The sequence below is a fragment of the Caballeronia zhejiangensis genome (assembly GCF_022879815.1).
GTDB lineage: Bacteria > Pseudomonadota > Gammaproteobacteria > Burkholderiales > Burkholderiaceae > Caballeronia > Caballeronia zhejiangensis.
On sequence record NZ_CP084283.1, the window covers coordinates 2,974,920 to 2,996,658 of the forward strand.

A 21,739-nucleotide genomic window follows, 5' to 3' on the forward strand; every position below is an offset into this window, starting at 1 on the left:
CGCGCTTTTTCATATCTTCCAGCGCCTGAGAATGCGCGGTCCGATGAGCGTGATGACGAAGCAGCACGCCGCGACGACGCACAGCCCGATCGGCAGATTGCTGATCTGTGCAACGCCGCCGATCAACACCGGCCCGAGCAGCAGCCCGAAATACGCGAGGCCCGCGACCTGCGCGAGCCCTTCCGCGGGCGTCACGCCCTCGACGCGCGCCGCTGCTGCGAACAGCACCGGCATCATGTTCGCGAGGCCCAAGCCCATCAGCGTGAAGCCGGTCATCGTGACGATGGTGTTCGGCAGCAAGAGCGCCATCACCATGCCGATGAACGCAAGCCCCGCGCTGCCGAAGATCAGTTGCGGCGCGCCGAAACGCGCGCGCACCGCGTCGCCGCCGAAGCGGCCTGCCGCCATGCCGCCCGAGAACGCGGCGTAAGCGGCGCTCGACACCGACGGCGTGGCTTCGACGACATCGCGCATATATACAGTGGCCCAGTCGTACATCGCGCCTTCCGCGATCAGCGCGACGAGCGCGAGGCCGCCGAGCGCCCACAGCGCGCCCGAGCGCCAGCGATTCGATGACGACGCCTTCGCGTGCTCGTCGTGATGCGGAACGTGCGGCAGCACGGCGGGCATCGATACGAGCAGTACGAGCAGGCTCACACCGGAAGCGAGCGCGAGATGCGCCGCCGGCGCGAGTCCGTGCGCGAGCAGTGCGCCGCCCGCGGCCGCGCCCGCCATCCCGCCGATGCTGAACATGCCATGCAGCGACGACATGATCGGCTGCGCCAGAGCCTGCTCGACCGCGCTGGCCTCGGCGTTCATCGCGACATCGAGCGTCGCCATGCCGAAGCCGAAAATCGCGAGCACGACGAGCAGCATCCAGTAAGAAGGCGTCACGAGGATCAGCGAGCCGCAGATCATCATCGTGATGCCGCCCGCCATGCACGCGGTGCGCGTGCCGGCGCGCGCGATCCACGATCCAGCGGTGAGCATCGCGAAGATCGAGCCGCCCGCGACCGCCAGCAACGCGAACGAGAGCATGCCGGGACTGAGTGCGAACTTGTCGCGCACGGTGGGAACGTGCACGCCCCAGGAGGCGTACATCATGCCCGCGATGAAGAAGACGGCCATCGTCGCGTAGCGCGCGCGTACGCGTGTGGCATGCGGAAGAGTGCGATGTAGCGCGAGCGTCGGATTGGATTCGCAGGCGGCGGAGGCAGTGGTCGAATCGGACACGAATGAAATCGTTCTTTGAAGTTGCGCGGGATGCGATGACAACCGGACATGTTGCCATCGAACGCGAAGGCTTTCGATTCTATCGAACGGCCAGGTGACACGCTCGGACCTGCTGCATTACCATCGTCCGACCATTCACCCACGCACGAGGCCCGGATGAACATCCCGTCGCAAGCGCCGCTGCATCTGCTGCATCGCGTCTCCGAAGGCACGCTCGCCACGCTTACCCGCGAGCCGCGCGGCTTTCCCTATCCGACGGCGCTGCCGTTCGCGCCGACCGAGCGCCATGTGCCGATGGTGCTCATCAGCCATCTCGCCGAGCATACGCGCAATCTTCAGGCCGATGCGCGCGCGGGGTTTCTGGTTTCCCACGCGGCGGATGGCGGCGTGCTGGAAGGCCAGCGCCTGACGATGCTCGGCAGTTTCGCGCCCGCCGCGCCCGAAGATCGCGGAGAGCTCGCGCGGCGCTATTTGCGCTATCACCCGGATGCGGCACGCTATCTGGAACTCGGCGATTTTTCCTTCTGGGTGATGTCGCTCGAGCGCATGCGTTATATAGGCGGATTCGGCGCGATGGGATGGCTCGGCGGAGAAGAACTGGATTCGCTGCCGCCGCTTTCGGCGGACGACGAATCGTCGTTATGCAAATATTTCGATGCTTACAGCGGCCGTCCGGAGAATCGCGGATTATTGGGGATAGACCGGTACGGCTGCGATTTGCTGCTCGCCGACATCCGCAATCGTTTTACATTCGATTACCCGAAACTGACGAACGAGGATTTGAAGGCCGCGGTTATCGATTGTTTTGAGCGTCAACGTAATATTTGAACGAGATAAATCCGAGACGTTGCGACCGATTTCAACCGCATGGAACGCGCTGCAGAGCGGCTTTTTCGTGGCAAGTTGCCATCTCATGAAACTTTTGCGACTGACTCGTTTCTCTTTGTTTTCATCCGATGCCATCGTCGAGTCGTCGTCGCGACTGGCAGAGCTTTTAAGTCCGAAGAGCGAACAAGCGAACCTTCTGAGCTTTCGGCAATTGTTACGAAGAAAATTGCTAAACTTTTAATAAGTGGCGATTCGCACATGCCGCGTTATTGGGAACTGTGTTAATCTGCGTGCCAGTCCGAGGCTATACTGATAACTGAAAGCGAGCGCGCCGATTCGCAAGTCAGCAAACCACTTAGGGAATTGCCATGCCTTCATACAAGGAACTCCTCGCACAACGCGAGTCTCTCGAACGTCAGATTGAAGAAGCGAAGTCGCGCGAATACGCGGAAGTGCTTAATGAGATCAAGCAGAAAATGTCGGATTATGGCATCACGCTTCAGGAACTGGCTGGCGGCCGTGGCGCAAAAGGCGCGAAGGCCGCACGCAGCCGCTCGGGCGTGGCGCCGAAATATCGCGATCCCGAAAGTGGCAGCACGTGGTCGGGTCGCGGCAAGCCGCCGAAGTGGATCGCCGGGCAGGATCGGGATAATTTTCTGATCGGCAAGTAATTGCAAAGCATCAAACGATGCATTCGAAGAGCCGCGTTACGTGACGCGGCTTTTTCATTTGTGCGATCAGATGATCGGTGTTTCGTCATTTGCCGAAGTTCGAAGACCGGAGACACATTACACCGCGCTTGCGTCAACAGCGCGCAGGCCGAAAAACCGGGACGTCTCCTGAAGGAATATTGCGCCAGATAGCGGACTTGCGGCAACTCGGATCATCGTGTTCTGCCGTCGAATTTCGGCATTAATTTCCTCGGCGGATTGCTGTTCACGGTTCGCGCCGCAATGCTGGCTCGCGAGCGAACCTGGATCGCCAACCATCAGGATATTTCGCCCGTATCAGGCCGGGCGTGCTGGGTAGTTTGATTTTTATCGACTGGCTGAAAGGGAATTGGATGCGCGTTCGCCCATTGCATTACAAGGCTCTTCCAACGGACGCACCGATTCCGCGCGCTGGAACCAACGGTCCAAGCGCGCATTAGAAACGCGGCGCTAAACGCAATCCGTCAGAGCGGCAATTGCGTGTCGAACTTGATCTCTCGGAGCACAACGCTCGTTCGCACCTGAGCGACGGCAGGAATCTTGAAGATGCGATCGTGGAGAAAGGCGTCGTAAGCCTTGATATCGGGCGCGACGATCTTGAGGATGTAATCGGATTCGCCGGTCGTGCTATAGCACTCGGTGACTTCCGGGCAAGTGGCGATTTCGCGTTCGAATTGCTCGACGCCGCCTTCCGTATGCCGTGTCAAATGAATATGCGCGAGCGCGCAGACATGCAGACCGAGCTTTTCGCGATCGAGCAGCGCGGTATAGCGCTGAATGACGCCCGATTGCTCCATGTCCTTGATGCGACGCCAGCACGGCGTGCTCGACAAGCCGACCTGGTCGGAGATTTCCTGAACGGAGCGGCGTGCGTCCAGCTGCAGGAGACGCAAGATTTTTTGTGAGAATGTATCGAGAGTCAACTGCGCCTCCGTTCGGTCGCGATTTGACTCTCATAGTAGAGGCGTCGAAAAAGAAACGCAATGCAAACGCGCCCGCACTGAGGGAGTTTCCCTAACTCCCCCGCCTCAGGGCGCGGTTTTACCTTCAGTGTCGTCGCCGGATTCCTTCGCAAACCTGGCCAGCTTCTCCTGCGAGATCCGCAGGTCGGCCAGCATGTTGCAAAAGAGTGCGCCTTGCTCGATTGCGTCGTCCAGCGCGACGTGCGTATGCGGCAGCTCGTCGAACCAGTGTTTCGGCAGACGCGGCTTGATGGCCTTGCGATACGGCAGGCCGGTCATCGCAAAGGCGAGCGTCTTGATGTCGAGCGCCGACCACGAAAACGGGCAGCGCTCGGCAAAGCGCATCATGTACCAGAACATATGCGTGAAGTCGAAGCCCGCCGGATACGCGACGAACACGGGCTTGCCGGGCAGCGCTTCCACCCATTCGACATAGGCCGGCAAGGCGATTTCCGGCTTTTGCAGATCCTTGCGGCATGCGGCCCACGCGTCGGGCTGCGTCTTCCACCAAGCCGCCTGAACCGGATGCGGCGTCGCGCCTTCGAGCGTTTCGAGATTCGCGGAGAAGGTGCCGATGAGCTGCTTGTCCGCGGTGTAGGCCGCGGACGCGAAGCTCAGCATCGAATGCGGTCCGGGAATCGGGCCATCGGCCTCGACATCGGTGCTGACGTAGATTTCGGGGATTGCGTTCACGCTGTCGCACCCGTTGCCGCGCCGTCGCGCACGAAAGGATTGCTGCGCCGTTCCTCGCCGAACGTCGATGCCGGGCCGTGTCCGGGAACGAAGGTGACATCGTCGCCGAGCGGCCAGAGCTTTTCGCGGATCGAGCGGATGAGTTCCGCCTGATTGCCGCGCGGGAAATCGGTCCGGCCGATCGAACCGGCGAACAGGACGTCGCCGACGAACGCCAGATTGTGCTCCCGACTGAAAAATACGACGTGACCCGGCGTGTGGCCTGGGCAGAAATAGACTTCCATCGACTCGTTGCCGAACTGCACGGCGTCGCCGTCGTCGAGCCAGCGTTCCGGCGTAAAGGCTTCGGCGTTCGAAAAACCGAAGCGCTGAGTCTGCGCGGGCAACTGATCGATCCAGAACGCATCTTCGCGATGCGGTCCCTCTATTTGTATACCGTAATGGTCCGCGAGCGCCTTGGCGCCGCCGCAATGATCGAGATGGCCGTGCGTGAGAAGAATCTTGTCGACGGTCACGCCCTGGCGTTCGACTTCCGCGATGATGCGTTCGATGTCGCCACCCGGATCGACGATGGCGGCGCGCTGGGTCGCTTCGCAGATCACGATCGAACAGTTCTGCTGAAAGGGCGTTACGGGAACGAGAATGACTTTCATATGACTGACGTCGATGCGCGCGGGCCTGTAAAAACGTTCATTGTACCGGTGCGACCACGGGTCCGACGGCAGCGCGCGCCGCTGCGGCGTTGCTCAAAAAAGCGGCAATTCTTACGCTCATAGCGAAAATCAATGACAATTCGATGGGTCCGATGAGCCGGACCACGGTTTTTTTGTATAATGGCACTACTTGTGCATGGATCGAACCATGCCGTCATTGGGCGAATGCCAAAACGCTAGTGCGTTTTTACAATCGCTGTCAGTACGCTGTTGGGGGCCAAAAGCCTCGCAATTGCAACTCACGCACCTTCAGTAGGTGCACACGTCTTGTCCGGCCAGACGCCGCGCGTCTGTCAGATGGCCTTTGCCGCCGTCACGCCGGATGGGGCCTACGCCGCCGTTCCTGCGCTCACTTGGCTTCACCAGCGCACGAACGTGATGCCACGTTCGATGGCGGCTTGTGGGGTCTGGTCAGGCTGCCGGGGACAGGTTGCGCCAGACGTGAACAATAACCGGGCGTTTGCGGCACGAGTGCGCCGCATCCGAGCACAGTTCACCGTTCGCTTCAGCGAGCGGCGTTCTGCTTTGCACGGCAAAGCCTCGAGCAGCCTTGCGCGCGCCGACCAGCGCAGCGCGGCCGCTCCTTTATCGTTGAAAACACGTCTATGAATGCTCGATTTATTCGACATGTCGGGAGCCTGCTAGCAGTTGGCGTGCTGGCGGGTTGCGCCGCGCCGGGTTCGGGCGATGTCGCATCCAATCCTCAGAACACAAACTCCTTCAGCACGAGCAGTGCCCGCTCGACGGCGCCGCTCGCCTTCGATTCGCACCTTTCCGCGCTGCCCGCCGAGAAGCCGGCGCAACCGGCGCAGTCGCTTTCCGACGCCGAGCCGATCACGACCGGTCCCGACGCCAGCAACTTCGAGCAGAAGGGCAAGGCGTCGTGGTACGGACGCATGTTCCACGGTCGCAAGACCGCGAGCGGCGAGAAGTTCAACATGAACGCGATGACCGCAGCGCATCGCACGCTGCCGCTCGCGTCGTGGGTGCGCGTGACGAACGAAGCGAATCACAAGACCGTCGTCGTGAAGATCAACGATCGCGGCCCTTATGTGCACGGACGCGTGATCGATCTGTCGTATGCAGCGGCGGCGGTGCTCGGCATGCGCGGCGCCGGCACGCAGAAGGTGAAGATCGAAGGTCTCACGCAGCAGGAAGCGCGTGCGGCGCGCGAAGAGCAGGCTCAGGCGCTGGCCGACGACAGCGTGAACTGATCTCGCCGACAGCTTCGCAGAACCCGACGGGCCGTTATCGCAACGGCCCGTTTTTATTTCTCGTCGCGTTTGGCGAGCTTCAGCGCGCGTTCATACAGCGCATTGCGCGACGCGCCCGTCAATGTCGCCGCGATGCGCGCCGCGCTTTTCACCGACAACTCTTCCAGCAGCGTCGACAGCAGCGCGTCGTGGGCGTCGTCGGCGTCGTGCGCTTCGGGCGCGCCTTCGACGACCAGGACGAATTCCCCGCGTTGACGATTCGCATCGGCTTCGAGCCACGTTGGCCCTTCGGCCAGGGTGCAGCGATGCAGGCTCTCATGTAACTTCGTCAGCTCACGGGCGATCAGCAGTTGCCGTTCGCCGCCGAACGCGTCGCCGAGCGCGCGCACGGTTTCGACGATGCGATGCGGCGCCTCGTAGAACACCAGCGCCATCGGATGACTTGCGAGCTTCTTCAGCTCCGACGCACGTTGCTTCGCCTTCGTCGGCAGGAAGCCGATGAACGAGAAGCCGCCGACGAACGCGCCCGCCGCGCTCAATGCGGTCGTGAGCGCGCTCGCGCCCGGCAGCGGGATGACCGGCAGGCCGGCCTCGCGCACGGCATCGACGAGACGCGCGCCGGGATCGGAGATACCGGGCGTGCCCGCGTCGGATACGCACGCGATGCGCTCGCCGTTCCTGAGATGCTCGATCACGCGTTCGGCGGCGCTGCGCTCGTTGTGCTCGTGCACGGCGATCGACGGCTTCGAAATGCCATAGCGCGCGAGCAGTTGCGCGGTGTTGCGCGTGTCTTCGGCGGCGATGCGATCCGCGAGTCCGAGCACGTGGAGCGCGCGCACGGTGATGTCCGCCGCGTTGCCGATCGGCGTTGCGACGATATACAGCGCGCCTGTCGGATAGTGCTGCCCAGCGGCGAGTTCGGAGATCTGAAGCATGAGCGCGGGCGTCGAAGGAAAGGTCGTCATTTTGCCATGCGCGATTCGGTGGCCCGCCGACAACTTTTACGGAGGAGCCGTGTCCAAAACGCTCGGCGACGCTTTCGAGTCGCACGCGCTCGCGTTCCTGCAGCGGCAGCGCATGCGTCTTGTCGCGCGCAACGTGACGTGTCGCGGCGGCGAGATCGATCTCGTGATGCTCGATGAACGCGGCGCGCTCGTGTTCGTCGAAGTCCGCGCGAGAAGAAGCAGGCGTTACGCGAATGCGGTCGAAAGCGTCGATGCGAAGAAGCGCGCGCGCCTCGTACATGCCGCGCAGCATTTCCTGACGACATGGCGCGGCGCGTTGCCTGCGTGCCGTTTCGACGTCGTCGCGTTCGATGCGGGCCGCATCCATTGGCTGCCCGATGCGTTTCGCGCCGACGAGGCGTGACTGCGGTTCATCGCATGATGCATGCGGTAAACTGCGCAACAACCGACGCCTTGAGCGTTCAAGCCACACACCGCGCATGTCGCGGCCGATGATCGAGAGTCGATGTCAGTCGAACGCATTCAACAGCAATTCCGCGACAGCGCGGCACTTCAACTCGAAGCACTCGACGCGCTGGCGGTTCCGATCGCGGCCGCCGTCGATACGCTTTTTGGCGCGCTCGCGAACGGCAACAAGATTCTCGTTTGCGGCAATGGCGGCTCGGCTGCCGATGCGCAGCGCTTCGCCGCGCAACTCATCGGCCGCTTCGAACGCGAGCGTCCGGGCTTGCCGGCGATTGCGCTGACCACGGACACGTCGATACTCACGGCCATCGGCAACGACTATGCGTTCGAGCAGATCTTCTCGAACCAGGTCCGCGCGCTCGGCCAGTCGGGCGACGTGTTGCTTGCGATCAGCACGTCGGGCAACTCGGTGAACGTGCTCGCTGCGATTCAGGAAGCGCACGAGCGCGAGATGATCGTGATCGCGTTGTCGGGCAAGGGCGGCGGCGCGATGTCCGACGTGCTCGCCGAAACCGATATTCATATCTGCGTGCCGGCCGAACGAACGGCGCGCATCAAGGAAGTCCATCTGCTGACCATTCATTGTCTGTGCGACGGCATCGATGCGATGCTGCTCGGCGACGACTGAAACTGAAAGGGGGAACGGAGTTGATGAACAAGACACGCGTCAAGGCGACGCTGGCCCAGGCCACGCTGATGGTGGGCATGTTGTCGGGAGTTGCATTGACGTTGCAGGGCTGCGCGCTCGCGGTCGTCGGTGCGGCGGCCGGCGGCACGTTGATCGCCACGGATCGCCGCACGCTCGGCGCGCAGACCGAAGATCGCGAGATTCAGGTGAAGGCGCTTTCGCGAATCAACGAGAACGTGCCCGATACGTCGCATGTCAACGTGACCGTGTTCAACCGGCGCGTGCTGCTGACGGGCGAAGTGCCGGACGATGCATCGAAGGCGAAGGCCGAGGCGGTGGTGCGCGACATCAATAACGTCGGCAGCATCGTCAACGAGCTGTCGGTGCAGGGCGCGAGTTCGTACTCATCGCGCGCGAACGATTCCTACCTTGAAGGACGCGTGAAGACTGCGATGGTCGGCGAGAAGGACTTGCACGCGAACGACTACAAGGTGGTGTGCGAGCGCAGTGTCGTTTATCTGATGGGGCTCGTCACGCCGGACGAAGGCGCGCATGGCGCGGATGTCGCCGCGCGCGTGCCGGGCGTCGAGCAGGTCGTGAAGGTGTTCCAGTACATCAAGCCTGAAGAGGCGCAAGCGTTGGAAGCGGCGGCCGCGTCGGGCACGAGCGTGGCGCCGGCGGCAAGCGCGCCGGCTGAGGCGACGGTTGGGACGGTGCCTGATTCGGGCGTGACGTCGCGTCCGCTCGATACGCAATCGCCCGCGCCCGTGAAGAACTCGGATGTGCGTCCGGGGAATGCCAATCCGGCTTCGACGGTGAAATGAACATGATGCGTTCGATTGTCGGCGCGGTGATCGTTGCCGCGTCTTTTGGTGTGTCTGCTGCGGAGCAGACGGGTTCATCCGCGAATGCGATGGCGATCGCGCGCAGCAACGCGTGCATGGGTTGTCATGCGATCGATCGCAAGCTTGTGGGGCCGTCGTTTCAACAGGTCGCCGAGAAGTACAAGGGCGATCCGCAGGCGAGCACGATGCTTGAAAAGAAGGTGAAGAACGGCGGCGCGGGGGTGTGGGGCTCGATTCCGATGCCTTCGCACCCGAAGATGAACGACGCGGATATCAAGACGGTCGTGTCTTGGATTCTGGCGGGGGCGCCGCAGAAGTGAGCGTTGATTGAAGTCGTCTGAAGGCTTGCCTGACGGCGATTTTGCTGTGGTACAATTTTGATTCGTTGGGGGGGTAGCTCAGCTGGGAGAGCGTCGCGTTCGCAATGCGAAGGTCGGGAGTTCGATCCTCCTCCTCTCCACCAATAAAATCAAAGGGTTACAGGCGTTTTGCCTGTAACCCTTTTCTCTTTACTGAGTCTGTGTAACCGTGGTGTAACCGGATTTCGTCGTAGTCGTTCCATGCAAATCAACAGGTTCAATTGGCCGACTGGAATGGGGTGCTGCGCGAACGGGCGTGGCTCACGATGCATCGGAAAGCCCCCGACGTGTTGCGGCGCGCTTACAGGATCTACCTATTGCAAGGGCTGCAACGGGTTTATGGGCGATCTTTACTCACCACGCGAGCGCATTGCCGCTTCATTGCAGCTTTATGCGACATTGAAAGGATGTCTTGGCCGTAAGACTTGGACACCCGTCGAAGGCGCACTCATCATGTCGGGTGTTCTCGCGCCAGAGGGCTGCGAAGAGATGCCGGATGGCGGGGTAGGGCTTGATGGCGAGAACCTCCCTAACGGCGGCCATCGACGCTTTCACTGCGCGCGCCTAATCATGCGCGAATGGCATGAGTGGGCTAGCGAGGAGGAGAACGGGACTGTACCAACGAGGATGACGCCGCACCAGTTCATCGACTGGTTTGAGCGCGAAGAGATCGATACACCCTGGTTGGCATTGTTCATCGATGTCATTGTTGGAAAACCTGCGCCAGAGCAGATTGACTATATTCCATCACAGGTTGCCGAATACGCCGCAAAGTCGATGGCGATAGTCGACTCGATGCGCCAGGTGCTCAGTGAGGCGTCTCTGGGGGCGTTGCCCTCAAGCTCGCCAGAGGTGTCTGCCACCACTCGAAAGGCGGCACCACGTGTACCCATGCCGATTCCTGAGAATCGCGATTACCTGTCCACCGACGAGTTTGCGGCGGTGATGGCCGTTGGTCCACAATCAATTCGCAAGCGTTACTCCAGCGATGGAAGCTATCACGGAGTTCGGCCCGTCAAGCTGGCGAACCGTCGCGTGCTGTGGCCGGTTGAAGCTGTGAGGCAGTTGCGCAACGGCGGCGTTGTCGACGAGGGATAGTCCCCTGCAGGGGGATTCGTCTTTTATGCTGCATTGCGAATATCAAGCGCCTTGTACACCCCGGGCATCCGCCCTTTTCGACCCATCCCGGCCAAGTGAATCTTGGCGACGCTGAGTTCGCTATTCCGATTAAGGCAAGCCTCTTCCAACGCAAGAGGGAGGGTATAGCGTTGCGCGTCAACATGCCTAAATTGGCTGGGGCTCTACCAGCGACCTTAGGGTTGCGCAAATTGTCGCGATCTCGCCACCGAGATCAACCGTCGTAAATCGGAGACGGTGTCCCTGAACGGTGCATGATTCGTCCACGTGCTCACCCACTGATGGATGAAGGAGCGTCCCTTCAGCATGCTCGGCATGCCTGTCGCCGCCGCCCGTCTGGCTTCGCAGGTAGGTAAAGACCTGATAGATGTCACCACTACGAAACTTCTCGCTGCCAAATTGGTTGGAGCGCAGAATCGTTTTGAACTTCGTATCGATCACAATACGTCGATCGGTCAACCGGCTATCGATTACAAGATCAGCTTGCATGCCGGGAAGCAAGGGACGCAAACCTGACGTTGGTGCATGGATTGGCCAGTCCAGCTGCTTCTGCGGCCGGACCCACCACTCTCGTGCAGGGAGCTGATGAGCATAAAAACCGGCGACGGCTTTCTCAAATATGTAAGGCAGCATGCGATCGTCCCGGCGAAGGCGCGCAATGTATGAGTTTCCGGCCTCTTCGGTAGGAAGTCGGGGATCCAATACCAAACCCGAAACCGCCAGCAATGCACGGTCCTCGGCATCATTTCTCCCGATTTGCTCTCGCGCCATTTCCGACCTGGCTGGACGGCGGTACGAGACCCCGAGCCGACCAAGCTCCGATGCCAACTGGACGCAACGGTGGGATAGCTTGGTTTCCCCCACGATTGATGCTGCGTAAGTGAGCGCATAGCGGACCAGTTGGTTTCTCGGCGTGTCCGCTGTTGGCTCTTCGAAGCGACAAATAATTCGCCCCTGTCGAAGCTCATCCGAGCACAGGGTCTGGACGAGATCGATGCGCCCTCGTACTCGTGTTAGTCGTGCCTCACGGGTCTGATAGGCGCGTGTCAGATTACGTCTAATTCGACGCTCCACAAGCCAGACCAGCAGGCGCCCGAGCAGTTCGGGGATATCGTCCTCATCGGCTATCGCTACGGGGAGCTGGCTCGAGAACTCGGCCAGGTTGTGCGCGTAGGAGAGCAGAAACCAGAGATTCTTAATGGGGATCGGGTGCGACATGTCCGTGCTCCCGATTCCATTAAAGATTGGTTAGCAGCTCGTCGATGGCCTCTTTGACCTTTGGCGGATTGTCGTACCAGTACTCCCGCAGAAGCGGCTCAAGCTCACTCTTCACGATTTCACCAAACCATGCGCCAACTTCCTCAATCGGCTTGTCCCTCGGTGGTGTGACGAAGCTGTGCCCGATGCAGAACTGGTCGCCAAGCGACTGGTCGCTCGCAATACGCTGATTCAGACGTTCCATACGTTCGGCAATATCGACAACTGCAGCCTCCGAAAAACCGGCGTGGGTTCTACACCAGTCACGCCACGGCGAGCCAAGTGCCGGTCTCAGAGTCGCAAACGCAAATCGACGGCGCAGCGCCAAGTCAATCAGCGCCAGCGAGCGGTCTGCGATATTCATTGTCCCGATTACATACAGATTCGGAGGGATGTAAATCCGCTCATCCGGCGAGCGAGCGTAAGCAGGCCTGAGCGCTTCATCCGTACGTCGCTTGTCATGTTCGAGGAGGGTTAGCATCTCACCGAAAACCTGTGCAGGATTGCCGCGATTAATCTCCTCTATCACCACAACGAATGGCGAGGGATCCGCTTGTGCTTCACTGATTGCTTCGAGAAAGACGCCATCGATGAGGTCCAGCCGGCCATCTGCACCGGGGCGCCAGCCGCGAACAAAGTCTTCATAGGACAATGATGGTTGAAACTGCAAGGAAACCAATCGACTGGTGCTTCGTGCACCCAGCAGGGCATAGCCCAGTCGCTTGGCCAGCCATGTCTTGCCAGTTCCCGGAGGACCTTGAAGGATGAGATTGTGCTTGCGCTTGAGCAACTCAAGCATCGCCTTGAGTTCGTCCTCAGGAACAAAGCACCCATCGTCGACAATGGCCTGTATGCTGTAATTAGGTGCGACGATTAGCCCGTTGTCGCCCACCACCTGCGGACCACTGAAAGTTTCGGCGTCCGTCTCAGCCTTCTTGGCGTGGATTTGCCAGCGAGCCTCAAAATCCTCCGGGAGTGCAGCCGCGTAGTCCTCCCCGTCTTCGGTCAGTACGAGTCGTACGTGCCCCGTCGAGCTATCGGAGCGAACTAGACCCACCATTCTGGCCCAGGCGATGATGTATGAGCCCGGCTGAGTGGTTGTCCAAGTGGGCACCAGTTCCTGCAGTCTGCTGGCGAGCTCTTGATGTGCGATACCATCCGGCGTCTGTGACAGCCAAAGCAGCAAATGCCCCATGCCGAAGACGCGACCAATCAACGGCCCGCGCAGGGCATCAGCTGGGTCGGGCGCTGTGAGTATGTCTATACCGCGTGTGGTAGGACGATACGCACCATCCGTCAACGTGATCAGTCCGAGACCTCCCTGCGCCTGCGAAATGACGTTGACAGCGCTCGTGCTCTTTTGCAACTGCGGGGCCTCCTGCATGATGACCGAGATAAGGTCGTCACGGCTCAGCCCTTGCTCCGTCTCACGAACCACCGCCACGAGGAGGCTGACGTTGTCGCTTACGCACGTAAGACTCCTACGTTGAGCCTCCGCGGGCAAAAATGAGATTTCAGGAATGTCGACGGCTTCGCGTGTCACCTTCGGTTGTTCGACAGCACCTTCATCTGGATGATCGATGTAGGTCTGCCAGAGGTACCATGTCAGGACCGATTGATCGACAGATTCTTCTACCGTAGCGGGTTGCCCAAGGACTTGGCGCAGATGATCACGGATAACTGCATGTTGAGCGACGAAATCGCCGTGAATCGGCCGCAGTCCAAGAAGTCGCTGCACTTGCCAGATGCGACGGGCATTCATCAGACATACCATGTCGTCTGGAAATATGGCGGCGAAAAGACGGATCAGTCGTGCTTTGGGGCGGCGCTTCGCATATTGTTTTGTAGCGATCCACGCAAGAATCCGCTTATAGAGAGCATCAAGATACTCGCCACGCGCCTCGGCATCGCCCGGCAGCACAGCGTCGCGCTCGTTAAGCAGGTCGGATGCAAGTTCTATATCGGTGAGCGCGCCAGTCACCGTGACAGAATTACCAGAGCCGATGTTGGCAATCGGATTGTCATTCCAGAGCTTTGCTTGAAAGTCTGGTGTTAGCCATGTGTCGCTGGACGCGCCTTTTACGAGGCGGAGTTGCTCGGTGTAGCGATGACGCCATTCTGTGGCCCATTGCTGGGCAGCGTAACTCTTAAATCCGGTCTGCCATATTTCCCGCAGTTGGTCGTCGCTCAGAATAGTCGTCATATCGTTCTATTGGGTCGGTCCAGATTGCAATAAGCGAAGCTCAATAAGTATAAGGGACAAGGGCGCCCGGGGTGTCTCGGAACGCACGCGAACTATTTTGGCGATTGAGCGGTCGAGCAGCCCTCGTTTTACGCAGGGGCGACGACTGGATCAACGCATTGCAGGTCCCGATGTCCAGTGTCAGTGACGAAAGCGGCCTTCGAATTGCGCTGTCTTTTAAAGCGCGAACGTCCCTTCCCGGCCCGTTCTGCGCCGTCGAGGTCAACAATGGGTCCGCACAGAGATCGCTGCGTCGCATACCCACAGCGTCCGAATACGCCATCAAATTCGCTCAATCTGAACCGACCGGCGCGTTCTCGCCATCGAGACCTTTAATGACAGCATTCCGGATTAATCGTTCGATTATCTGTCGCCTCGTAAGGCCATACCGTTCGACTAACGCCTCCAATTGATCGCGAACTTCTTCATGCAATGCGAAATTACTTTGCTTCTTGCCTTTGAGATTTGCTCTTACCTGCTGTCGCTTGATCTCCTTCTTGATTTTCTCTATGTGAAGCAGCTTTGCATCGAGGCTGAAATCTAATGTGTCAAGAAAAAACAAAATATCATTGATATTTACGAATTTTGATGTCGCTTTCAAATGGCGCCCATGTTCTTTTCGATACCACGCCCACGCTGCCTCACAGCGCTTCTTCTCGTCGCGCTCTCCGAACCATGAGTAATAGTGATCGAGGTCAGTGTGCCGAATCCAATCTTCCTTCAAGTGATCCAGTAGCCGTTTTTTTTCGGAAATAGCTGCTTGCCACGAATCGAATAACGCAATCAGGGCGTCCTCCTGATTCAATTTTGCTGGATATATGATATTCCGCCAGCCATCCTTGCTCTTTAGTATGAAAAAGATCCAATTAATCTTTCTGGAATCTTTTATAAACCATCTAAGGTCATCCATCGGTAAAACGAACCTTTCCTTTTCATCGTAAAGTGCGCCCTCAAGGTCGAGTTCGTGAATAACGCGGGTCATGTCCCTAAACATGGCTCCAGTGCCGTACAGGTCTATGTTCAATCCGTTTAATTTCAAATCCTCTACGCTGCGTCTGTCGCGCAAGGACATCCACAGCCAGGCTACCGTCCGGTCATCTAGCGTCCAATGAGTTTTCGGGAGTACAGCACGCAATGTGCTGCGGCCATCTGAGTTTCCGAAAATCTATTGCCATTTATATTTGATAGTCAATGTTAATTGATGGCCCAGCTATTTCGCGCGGGGAAAATACACATAGGAAATGCAACAGAAATACATTGCAAATACATCTGAACTATACGAGAAGTATGCTAGAAATTGCATGGAAATACATCGCAAATATGCTCGTTCGTGGTGCTGAGATGCCGTTGTGTAGGGCGGTTGGGTGCGACAGACAAAAACTTATAGCTGTCTTCCGCGCCGAGTGTCGTTGGCATCTACGCTGTGACACTCGGCATAGCCTCGATCGCTGTAGACCGTCATCGCGCTTGGGATGGCTTGGTGCAGTCGTCAGGAGCAAATCCGTGCGCCTTGCCGCCGTCGCCACACCATGCGCCGATCCGCGGCCTATAAATCGGGCGTTGAAAGAGCTTTCCCGGAGCCCGTCCCCGTACGGTGACTACGTAATAACTTTGGCGAGGCAGGAGACCAAGGAGTAAATCCCCGGGGAAAAGCGACGCAATCGACACGCCGAGATAACAGCCACTAATTCGCTGGAGATGGGGAATCCCCCATTTCCAGTCGTATCTACGGTTGTTGAAAAGAATAGGGCGCTTTTATGCATAAGTCGGTATATGCATAGAAAACCATTGTAGCCAAGGGATTTTTCGTCGTAGTCACTCGATGGGTATCATGGAAAAGTGTGCTTTTTTTTTCTTTTTTATTGAAACCTTCCGATGCTTTCTTTGTAATAAGTATGCGTTTAATAAAAGAAAATGTCGATCTATTGAATAATAAGATGTCGAAACACACAAAAGGCATAAGTGGTGACTAATCGCAAAGGTAATAAGCAAGAAGCCGATAGGCTGAGATAATAAAGTATCGTTCATGTTGATCGATTGGTGATAACCACTCAACAGGATCGATCATGAAGATTCGCTACAACGAACGACAAAAAAAGAAGGTGCTTGAGCTTGAGGAAGGGATGTTTGAGTGGCGTTCACGCCATCTCATCATCAGCGTGACTTTTAACTACAAGCCTGAATATCGGCATCGAATGACGTTTGATGATGTTTGTCATCATCGAGATAAATTCATCAGCAACATGAAGATGAATGGTCTCTTGGGAAAGATTAACGGTTATGCGTGGAAAATAGAGGAGGGGGATATCTCCGGTGGCTTACATATTCACTGGATTTTCTTTTACGACGGAAAGTACCGACAGGATGTCCTGATCGCTCGTAGCTTGATCGACTACTGGTCTGAGCGGATCACGCGAGGTATGGGCGATGGCTGGAATAGCAACCATCGAAAGGAGCGTTATGAAGAGCGTGGACATGGGATCGGTGTCGGCCAGATCGACCGTAACGACATGGTCAGACGAGATGCGCTGAGGAAAAACCTCGAGTACTTGACGAAGGCCTGTAGTTACCCGGCGACGCGTACCAATCGCTACCGGCACATGTTCGGTGCCAGTCAGCTTCCCAGGCCGAGATGAGATGGCTGCGCGTCCCTGGCCTATGGGCTTGATTCGTAGCGCGGGCCGAGTTGCCGCAGGGACTTGTGCCAGACGAGTAAAAGTCTGCCACGGCATTCGACTGCCAGACCAAAGCGATGTACGATTGACGTACAACGTCTAGGCTACGTGCCGAGATACGAAGTGGCGGCGCGGACGCAAGCGGCTTGCCAATTGCGAGGCTCATATGGCCGCTATGGCCCATCACCCAGGCGTAGTTCTCGCGAAACGGCTCGCTGCCTTAGGCGTGACTCCGACTGAATTGGCACGCCAATTGGGAGTTCCGGCCAACCGAATTAGCCAGATCGTCAAGGGCAAGCGGGGAATCACGGGCGACTCCGCACTTCGGCTTGCCCATTGGTTCGGCAACGAGCCGCACTTCTGGATGGGCTTGCAGGCTCAATATGACCTTGAGCTTGCTGAAGCAGAATCGGGATCGGCCATCAGGGCGCTTCCTAGGTGCAATTGCAGCCGCAAGGCCAACAATCACGCGCAAGATGCCTAGGGACGCACCATGACAGAATCGAAAGTAACTTTCCTGCGCATTAGCTTCGGTGTCGCGCGGGTTTAGCAGGGGGGGGCATGATTGCGTCATCGGCGGACATCACATTCCACTATCCACCAGAGCTGTTTAGCTTGCTGGTTGACGTAGTGCCGCTCCTCAACCGCTCAAAGAAGGATGTGCTGATATTCTTTCGTGGTGCTGGTGTCCCTGACGGTATGACTGTGGATATTGCCGGTCGCCTTAAAGCTGCACCGAAGGAAGTGAACAAATATGAGATGGTTCGCACGGTGCTTGAGCGCTTGAATGCAAAGGGCGAATCGACTCTGCGCGAACGTCGCGAGGTATTGCGGCGCGTGGTGGACTTTACCAACTTCGATACATGCTGGCCAGACGACCAACTCAAGGCCAAAGGGCTCGTTGCCAGTATCAGGGAGGTTGTCAATCAAAAGGATGCCTTTACGCGCATCAACAATGCCCGAGAGGAGGAGCGTCGTGCCCGTCTCGCCGACATGCAACGTGTTGTCACTGAGAAGCGAGAACGCGCTTCGAAGATCGAGACTGCCAGGCACGATCTTTACTCGCTCTTCGGTGCGGTTGCCAGTGCGCAGGAGCGCGGTAAAAAACTGGAAACAGCGCTCAATAACCTCTTCCTAGCGTACGGTGTTCTTGTTCATAAAGCCTTTCATCTGGTCGGCGAAGCCGGGGAAGGAATCGTCGAGCAAATCGATGGCGTAATCGAACTTGGCGGAGTTCTCTATTTCGTTGAGATGAAGTGGTACCGCAATCCGGTCGGTAAGCCCGAGATTTCGGAGCATCTTGTGCGTCTCATGTCGCGTGCCGAGGTTCGAGGCATCTTTATTTCCGCGAGTGAATACACGGAACCAGCGATTCACACTGTGCGTGAGTTCTTGCAGCACAAGGTTCTTGTCCTCTCGACTCTGGAAGAGATCGTGCAGCTGCTTGAGCGGCAGGATGACCTCGCGGGTTTCCTCAAGCAGAAAGTTCAGGCCGCTCAGATACACAAAAACCCGTACTTCCGGCCGCATGACGTGCAGGCGTGAGATGCGAGATGACAGAGAACTGGAAGGACATGGTTGCAGCGAGAAGGTCTTTCGGAGACGTACTGGCCTCCGGGGTGACTCACAGGTCGTCGATACCGCAACCACAATACCCGTTTCGGGTCGGAAGTGCGTTAAATTGGATAAATACCCTAGGCAAGCGCCATGAGTAAGAAAAAACCCATTGATCAGTTGACGATCAAAGGATTCAAGTCAATACGGAGCTTAGACCGTCTTCGGCTAGGAAGCCTGAACGTGCTCATTGGCGCTAACGGTGCGGGGAAGAGTAGCTTCGTCTCATACTTCCGAATGCTCAGCGAGATGGTGGAGCTGCGCCTTCAGCGTTGGGTGTCTCAGCAGGGCTCGGCCGAGCGCATATTGACCTTCGGCGTAAAGGAGACCGAGCGGCTCGAATCGTTTGTTAAGTTCGGCTTGAATGGATACAAGTTCGTGCTGGAGCCGACCGTTGATGGTGATTTCGTCTTTGCCAAGGAGTCCCTATTCTTCGATGGTCCTTATTTTGGTGAGAAATGGATTTCTTTGGGTGAAGGCCATCACGAGGCCAAGCTCAAGGAAGCGTTCACGTCGTCAGGTAAGGGCGGAGAAGCCGATTATTGCTATAGTTCGATTTCCGGTTGGAAGGTTTTCCATTTTCATGACACGAGCGATACGGCTGGTGTGAAGCGCTGGGCTTCCGTGCATGACAATGAGTACCTGCGGCCAGACGCATCAAATCTTGCTAGCTACCTCTTCCGGTTGGCGGACGAGACGCCAGATGTGTACGAGCAGATTCGCAAAACCATTCAGCTTGCCATCCCGTTCTTCGATAACTTTGTGCTTAAACCGCGCCGAATGAAGAGTGGGGAGGAACAGATTCGACTGTTGTGGCGGCAACAGCAAAGCGACTACACGCTCTCGCCCAGTCAGCTTTCCGACGGTTCAATTCGTTTTATATGCCTCGTAACGGCGCTTCTTCAGCCTGATCCCCCGTCAACCATCATTATCGACGAACCGGAGCTTGGTTTGCATCCGTATGCGATAACCTTACTCGGCTCGTTATTACGATCTGCCTCAACGCATATGCAGGTTATCGTCTCTACCCAATCGGTGCCGTTAGTTAACGAGTTTTCCATCGACGATTTGATCATCGTGGAGCGCGAGCAGGGTGGCTCTGTATTCAAACGCGTTGACGAAAGCGAATTTGAGGCATGGCTGGAAGATTATTCCGTCGGGGAGCTATGGGAGAAGAACATCCTCGGTGGGAGGCCGCGCAAGTGATCCGTGTTCATGTCATTTGCGAAGGACAGACTGAAGAGACATTCGTCGCTGAGGTCTTGGCCGAAGCCTTCGCTCAGAAGGAAATCTTTTTGATGCCAGCATTGATCGGCAAGCCCGGTCATAAGGGTGGAAATCTGCGCTTCGAGCGCCTGCTGACGGATGTACGAAATCGGCTAGCCGGAGACCGGGATGCCTGGTGCACAACATTTTTCGACTACTATGGTCTTCCGGGAGGCTTTCCAGGGAAAGTTGCCGCTGAGACTATGCGTACCACGGATGACAAGGCGGTGTGCTTGCTGCAGGCGATGACTGCGGAATTGCGGCGGCACCTCGGTGACAACCATATGCGCCGCTTTATTCCTTACGTCCAGATGTACGAATTCGAAGGTCTTCTGTTCAGTCATCCTGAACGCTTGGCAGACGCGATCGGACAGCCGGCGCTCAACCAGGAGTTTCGCCGCATACGTGATGCATTCGACAGTCCCGAATCGATCAATAACAGTCCGATGACGGCGCCTAGCAAGCGGATCCTGAATCACTTCGAGGGCTACGACAAGCCAGTGTACGGCTCCATTGCTGCACTTGAAATCGGGTTGGCCGCAATTCGCAACGAGTGTCCGCGCTTTGATGAGTGGCTAAACCGGATCGAAGCGTTGGCGCAGTAGTACGGCCACTTCCTTAGCCAAGGGACGCTCGCAATAGATGCGGTGGAACTACCCCCGAAATAGAGGCAAGAATTTTGGTCAGCAGACAAGGCGTGTCCTGATCGTCGCGCCGACGAATTGCGCATGGAAACTACAGGTGTCGATGACTGAAGCGCAAGCGTGCAGGGTTCCGACTGCGTTGTTGGCGTAATATGGCCACGTATTCGAGATCCGGACCGTGGCGGCGGGCCAAACGCCTGTGCAGCCTTGCAGCCATCGCGCAGCAGCACAAGCTTTAGGCCAGTTTGCGCGACGTTGGTTGGGACAATCCTGAATGGAACATGATTGTGCTAACCACAGAGCCGCCCCGGTCATGGATAAACCGGTTCACTACGCAGCTGCGACGACGGAGTTTGCGCGCCAGCCGGGAACAGCGCGTGAAACACGGCGCCGTTATCGAGCGGATTGAAGCGCTCTACTTTGTCTGGCTGCGTGGATCGCTTCTCTGGAACCCCATTGACTCAGCCGTGAGTGGCATCGCTCGTGCGACTGCCGTCATCAGCACTTCTCTGTCGCTTTCAGTTGCAGTGCCATCGATTTTCAGCAAACCCACACATGCCGTCACTCGGAACAGATCGGCCACGGACATGATTTTCACGGTGAGTTCGTCAGAGTGGGCCTGACCGATTGCGCTAGGGCTGGGAGACCAATTGGCAAGTTGAGTCAGGCCACCGTGCGTATAGTCATTCAGTGCATCGTAGAGCTCACTTTTCAATGTACGAGCACCTGCATTCATCCTTTCATCAATTGCTTTAACGGCAGACTCAATCTTCGGTAACGTCCCGCGAGTGGCGAACCTCGTCATCTGCTCGGTGTCCCCACAAGTGGTGGCCCAAAGACCGTAAAAATATGCATCGAGCAGTGGACGTAGTAGGGAGAAAGCTGAACTTCGGTAGTCAAATCTGACCAATGCGGGAATTGCTTCACCGTGATCGATCGCGAGAAGGAAGAACTTGATCGCGAGCGCATCGCGGTCTTGGCGATCAGGATGTATTTTTATTTGTTTTGGCCGCCGGTCGCCGATCCATGCGGTAATGTCTATAGACCGATTAATTGCAATGGCAACTGATCTGGAATGGGAGATTTCGCCTTCGTCACTCGGAATTTCGTCTGTCTCGGACATGTTAAAGGGGCGTGTAAGTTCGTTCTTGGTTGCCGCCATCGGTTGCTTGTTTCGCACCAGTGCGGACTCTCGTGCGTGTGGGTTGCGTGAAACGTAAGTATATTCGGCGCGGTTTCATGCAACATCCAATTTAAGGTTGACCGCGATGGCACGTACGTCGAGAGAA

Annotated in this window: 23 protein-coding genes and 1 tRNA gene; 14 read left to right on the top strand and 10 right to left on the bottom strand. The window is 57.5% G+C overall.

What is annotated here, in order from left to right; all coding sequences use genetic code 11:
- Nucleotides 1-9: 9 nt before the first annotated feature.
- The gene (locus tag LDZ23_RS14275; protein ID WP_033536476.1) at nucleotides 10-1,233 is read right to left on the bottom strand and encodes an MFS transporter; all 1,224 of its coding nucleotides are present in this window, start codon (nucleotides 1,231-1,233) and stop codon (nucleotides 10-12) included.
- A gap of 156 nt (nucleotides 1,234-1,389) precedes the next feature.
- On the opposite strand from LDZ23_RS14275, the gene LDZ23_RS14280 reads away from it, so the two are divergent.
- Together LDZ23_RS14280 and LDZ23_RS14285 are read left to right on the top strand one after the other, a co-directional pair.
- Complete coding sequence (locus tag LDZ23_RS14280) at nucleotides 1,390-2,061, top strand: HugZ family pyridoxamine 5'-phosphate oxidase (RefSeq protein ID WP_008352300.1); 672 nt, start codon at nucleotides 1,390-1,392, stop codon at nucleotides 2,059-2,061.
- Nucleotides 2,062-2,429: 368 nt separating this feature from the next.
- Nucleotides 2,430-2,732 (top strand): H-NS histone family protein, encoded by a 303-nt coding sequence (locus tag LDZ23_RS14285; protein WP_008352299.1) that lies wholly within the window; start codon nucleotides 2,430-2,432, stop codon nucleotides 2,730-2,732.
- 503 nt (nucleotides 2,733-3,235) lie between these two features.
- Here the strand turns inward: LDZ23_RS14285 and LDZ23_RS14290 are convergent.
- The 4 genes from LDZ23_RS14290 to LDZ23_RS14305 form a co-directional block, all read right to left on the bottom strand.
- Nucleotides 3,236-3,694, bottom strand: coding sequence for an Lrp/AsnC family transcriptional regulator (locus tag LDZ23_RS14290; RefSeq protein WP_008352298.1), 459 nt, complete (start codon nucleotides 3,692-3,694; stop codon nucleotides 3,236-3,238).
- A gap of 105 nt (nucleotides 3,695-3,799) precedes the next feature.
- Complete coding sequence (locus LDZ23_RS14295) at nucleotides 3,800-4,426, bottom strand: 3'-5' exonuclease family protein (RefSeq protein ID WP_008352297.1); 627 nt, start codon at nucleotides 4,424-4,426, stop codon at nucleotides 3,800-3,802.
- Entirely contained in the window at nucleotides 4,423-5,079 is a 657-nt protein-coding gene (locus LDZ23_RS14300; protein WP_008352295.1) for an MBL fold metallo-hydrolase, read from the bottom strand. Before LDZ23_RS14300 ends, LDZ23_RS14295 begins: the two co-directional genes overlap by 4 nt.
- 419 nt (nucleotides 5,080-5,498) lie before the next feature.
- Nucleotides 5,499-5,768, bottom strand: a complete 270-nt coding sequence (locus LDZ23_RS14305; RefSeq protein WP_162483414.1) for a hypothetical protein — start codon at nucleotides 5,766-5,768, stop codon at nucleotides 5,499-5,501.
- Between LDZ23_RS14305 and LDZ23_RS14310 the strand changes: the two genes are divergently transcribed.
- Nucleotides 5,745-6,353 (top strand): septal ring lytic transglycosylase RlpA family protein, encoded by a 609-nt coding sequence (locus LDZ23_RS14310; RefSeq protein WP_033536464.1) that lies wholly within the window; start codon nucleotides 5,745-5,747, stop codon nucleotides 6,351-6,353. The genes LDZ23_RS14305 and LDZ23_RS14310 overlap by 24 nt on opposite strands.
- A 53-nt stretch (nucleotides 6,354-6,406) precedes the next feature.
- On the opposite strand, the gene rsmI is transcribed toward LDZ23_RS14310, so the two are convergent.
- Entirely contained in the window at nucleotides 6,407-7,288 is an 882-nt protein-coding gene (gene rsmI, locus LDZ23_RS14315) for a 16S rRNA (cytidine(1402)-2'-O)-methyltransferase (RefSeq protein ID WP_008352292.1), read from the bottom strand.
- Between rsmI and LDZ23_RS14320 the strand changes: the two genes are divergently transcribed.
- The 6 genes from LDZ23_RS14320 (at nucleotide 7,287) to LDZ23_RS14345 (ending at nucleotide 10,713) form a co-directional block, all read left to right on the top strand.
- On the top strand, nucleotides 7,287-7,721 hold the full coding sequence (locus LDZ23_RS14320; protein WP_008352290.1) for a YraN family protein: 435 nt from the start codon (nucleotides 7,287-7,289) through the stop codon (nucleotides 7,719-7,721). The two genes, rsmI and LDZ23_RS14320, sit on opposite strands and share 2 nt — an antisense overlap.
- A 102-nt stretch (nucleotides 7,722-7,823) precedes the next feature.
- The gene (locus LDZ23_RS14325; RefSeq protein ID WP_008352289.1) at nucleotides 7,824-8,411 is read left to right on the top strand and encodes a phosphoheptose isomerase; all 588 of its coding nucleotides are present in this window, start codon (nucleotides 7,824-7,826) and stop codon (nucleotides 8,409-8,411) included.
- Nucleotides 8,412-8,434: 23 nt separating this feature from the next.
- Entirely contained in the window at nucleotides 8,435-9,235 is an 801-nt protein-coding gene (locus tag LDZ23_RS14330) for a BON domain-containing protein (RefSeq protein WP_008352287.1), read from the top strand.
- Nucleotides 9,232-9,576, top strand: coding sequence for a c-type cytochrome (locus LDZ23_RS14335; RefSeq protein ID WP_008352285.1), 345 nt, complete (start codon nucleotides 9,232-9,234; stop codon nucleotides 9,574-9,576). The genes LDZ23_RS14330 and LDZ23_RS14335 overlap by 4 nt, the downstream gene beginning before the upstream one ends.
- Before the next feature lie 67 nt (nucleotides 9,577-9,643).
- Nucleotides 9,644-9,719, top strand: a tRNA-Ala gene (locus LDZ23_RS14340).
- A 235-nt stretch (nucleotides 9,720-9,954) separates the two neighbouring features.
- The gene (locus LDZ23_RS14345) at nucleotides 9,955-10,713 is read left to right on the top strand and encodes a hypothetical protein (protein WP_033536465.1); all 759 of its coding nucleotides are present in this window, start codon (nucleotides 9,955-9,957) and stop codon (nucleotides 10,711-10,713) included.
- Between the two features lie 186 nt (nucleotides 10,714-10,899).
- Here the strand turns inward: LDZ23_RS14345 and mcrC are convergent, their stop codons facing one another.
- The 3 genes from mcrC to LDZ23_RS14360 form a co-directional block, all read right to left on the bottom strand.
- Nucleotides 10,900-11,970 (bottom strand): 5-methylcytosine-specific restriction endonuclease system specificity protein McrC, encoded by a 1,071-nt coding sequence (mcrC, locus tag LDZ23_RS14350; RefSeq protein WP_008352280.1) that lies wholly within the window; start codon nucleotides 11,968-11,970, stop codon nucleotides 10,900-10,902.
- 19 nt (nucleotides 11,971-11,989) lie between these two features.
- Nucleotides 11,990-14,212: an McrB family protein gene (locus LDZ23_RS14355; protein ID WP_008352279.1), complete on the bottom strand. Its 2,223-nt coding sequence runs from the start codon at nucleotides 14,210-14,212 to the stop codon at nucleotides 11,990-11,992.
- Between the two features lie 331 nt (nucleotides 14,213-14,543).
- Nucleotides 14,544-15,323, bottom strand: a complete 780-nt coding sequence (locus tag LDZ23_RS14360; protein ID WP_244807673.1) for a hypothetical protein — start codon at nucleotides 15,321-15,323, stop codon at nucleotides 14,544-14,546.
- Nucleotides 15,324-16,317: 994 nt separating this feature from the next.
- On the opposite strand from LDZ23_RS14360, the gene LDZ23_RS14365 reads away from it, so the two are divergent.
- The 5 genes from LDZ23_RS14365 to LDZ23_RS14380 all read left to right on the top strand — a co-directional run bounded on the left by LDZ23_RS14365 (nucleotide 16,318) and on the right by LDZ23_RS14380 (nucleotide 20,411).
- Nucleotides 16,318-16,887 carry an inovirus-type Gp2 protein gene (locus LDZ23_RS14365; RefSeq protein ID WP_008352275.1) on the top strand — a complete coding sequence of 190 codons (570 nt, stop codon included), beginning with the start codon at nucleotides 16,318-16,320 and terminating at the stop codon, nucleotides 16,885-16,887.
- Between the two features lie 214 nt (nucleotides 16,888-17,101).
- Nucleotides 17,102-17,410 carry a HigA family addiction module antitoxin gene (locus LDZ23_RS34995; RefSeq protein WP_412135180.1) on the top strand — a complete coding sequence of 103 codons (309 nt, stop codon included), beginning with the start codon at nucleotides 17,102-17,104 and terminating at the stop codon, nucleotides 17,408-17,410.
- Nucleotides 17,411-17,487: 77 nt separating this feature from the next.
- Nucleotides 17,488-18,471, top strand: coding sequence for a restriction endonuclease (locus tag LDZ23_RS14370; protein WP_008352271.1), 984 nt, complete (start codon nucleotides 17,488-17,490; stop codon nucleotides 18,469-18,471).
- 162 nt (nucleotides 18,472-18,633) lie between these two features.
- Complete coding sequence (locus LDZ23_RS14375; protein WP_008352270.1) at nucleotides 18,634-19,746, top strand: AAA family ATPase; 1,113 nt, start codon at nucleotides 18,634-18,636, stop codon at nucleotides 19,744-19,746.
- Nucleotides 19,743-20,411: a DUF4276 family protein gene (locus LDZ23_RS14380; RefSeq protein WP_008352269.1), complete on the top strand. Its 669-nt coding sequence runs from the start codon at nucleotides 19,743-19,745 to the stop codon at nucleotides 20,409-20,411. Before LDZ23_RS14375 ends, LDZ23_RS14380 begins: the two co-directional genes overlap by 4 nt.
- A 454-nt stretch (nucleotides 20,412-20,865) precedes the next feature.
- Here LDZ23_RS14380 and LDZ23_RS14385 read toward each other — a convergent pair whose 3' ends face one another.
- On the bottom strand, nucleotides 20,866-21,612 hold the full coding sequence (locus tag LDZ23_RS14385; RefSeq protein ID WP_008352268.1) for a DUF6988 family protein: 747 nt from the start codon (nucleotides 21,610-21,612) through the stop codon (nucleotides 20,866-20,868).
- Nucleotides 21,613-21,739 lie beyond the last annotated feature (127 nt).

Coding starts and splice junctions, on each gene's coding strand:
- LDZ23_RS14355 (WP_008352279.1), bottom strand. CDS start 14,212: ATGACGACTATTCTGAGCGACGACCAACTGCGGGAAATATGGCAGACC.
- LDZ23_RS14285 (WP_008352299.1), top strand. CDS start 2,430: ATGCCTTCATACAAGGAACTCCTCGCACAACGCGAGTCTCTCGAACGT.
- LDZ23_RS14305 (WP_162483414.1), bottom strand. CDS start 5,768: ATGTCGAATAAATCGAGCATTCATAGACGTGTTTTCAACGATAAAGGA.
- LDZ23_RS14365 (WP_008352275.1), top strand. CDS start 16,318: ATGAAGATTCGCTACAACGAACGACAAAAAAAGAAGGTGCTTGAGCTT.
- mcrC (WP_008352280.1), bottom strand. CDS start 11,970: ATGTCGCACCCGATCCCCATTAAGAATCTCTGGTTTCTGCTCTCCTAC.
- LDZ23_RS14345 (WP_033536465.1), top strand. CDS start 9,955: ATGGGCGATCTTTACTCACCACGCGAGCGCATTGCCGCTTCATTGCAG.
- LDZ23_RS14375 (WP_008352270.1), top strand. CDS start 18,634: ATGAGTAAGAAAAAACCCATTGATCAGTTGACGATCAAAGGATTCAAG.
- LDZ23_RS14310 (WP_033536464.1), top strand. CDS start 5,745: ATGAATGCTCGATTTATTCGACATGTCGGGAGCCTGCTAGCAGTTGGC.
- LDZ23_RS14370 (WP_008352271.1), top strand. CDS start 17,488: ATGATTGCGTCATCGGCGGACATCACATTCCACTATCCACCAGAGCTG.
- LDZ23_RS14320 (WP_008352290.1), top strand. CDS start 7,287: ATGAGCGCGGGCGTCGAAGGAAAGGTCGTCATTTTGCCATGCGCGATT.
- rsmI (WP_008352292.1), bottom strand. CDS start 7,288: ATGCTTCAGATCTCCGAACTCGCCGCTGGGCAGCACTATCCGACAGGC.
- LDZ23_RS14300 (WP_008352295.1), bottom strand. CDS start 5,079: ATGAAAGTCATTCTCGTTCCCGTAACGCCCTTTCAGCAGAACTGTTCG.
- LDZ23_RS14325 (WP_008352289.1), top strand. CDS start 7,824: ATGTCAGTCGAACGCATTCAACAGCAATTCCGCGACAGCGCGGCACTT.
- LDZ23_RS14335 (WP_008352285.1), top strand. CDS start 9,232: ATGAACATGATGCGTTCGATTGTCGGCGCGGTGATCGTTGCCGCGTCT.
- LDZ23_RS34995 (WP_412135180.1), top strand. CDS start 17,102: ATGGCCCATCACCCAGGCGTAGTTCTCGCGAAACGGCTCGCTGCCTTA.
- LDZ23_RS14360 (WP_244807673.1), bottom strand. CDS start 15,323: ATGTCCTTGCGCGACAGACGCAGCGTAGAGGATTTGAAATTAAACGGA.
- LDZ23_RS14330 (WP_008352287.1), top strand. CDS start 8,435: ATGAACAAGACACGCGTCAAGGCGACGCTGGCCCAGGCCACGCTGATG.
- LDZ23_RS14385 (WP_008352268.1), bottom strand. CDS start 21,612: ATGGCGGCAACCAAGAACGAACTTACACGCCCCTTTAACATGTCCGAG.
- LDZ23_RS14280 (WP_008352300.1), top strand. CDS start 1,390: ATGAACATCCCGTCGCAAGCGCCGCTGCATCTGCTGCATCGCGTCTCC.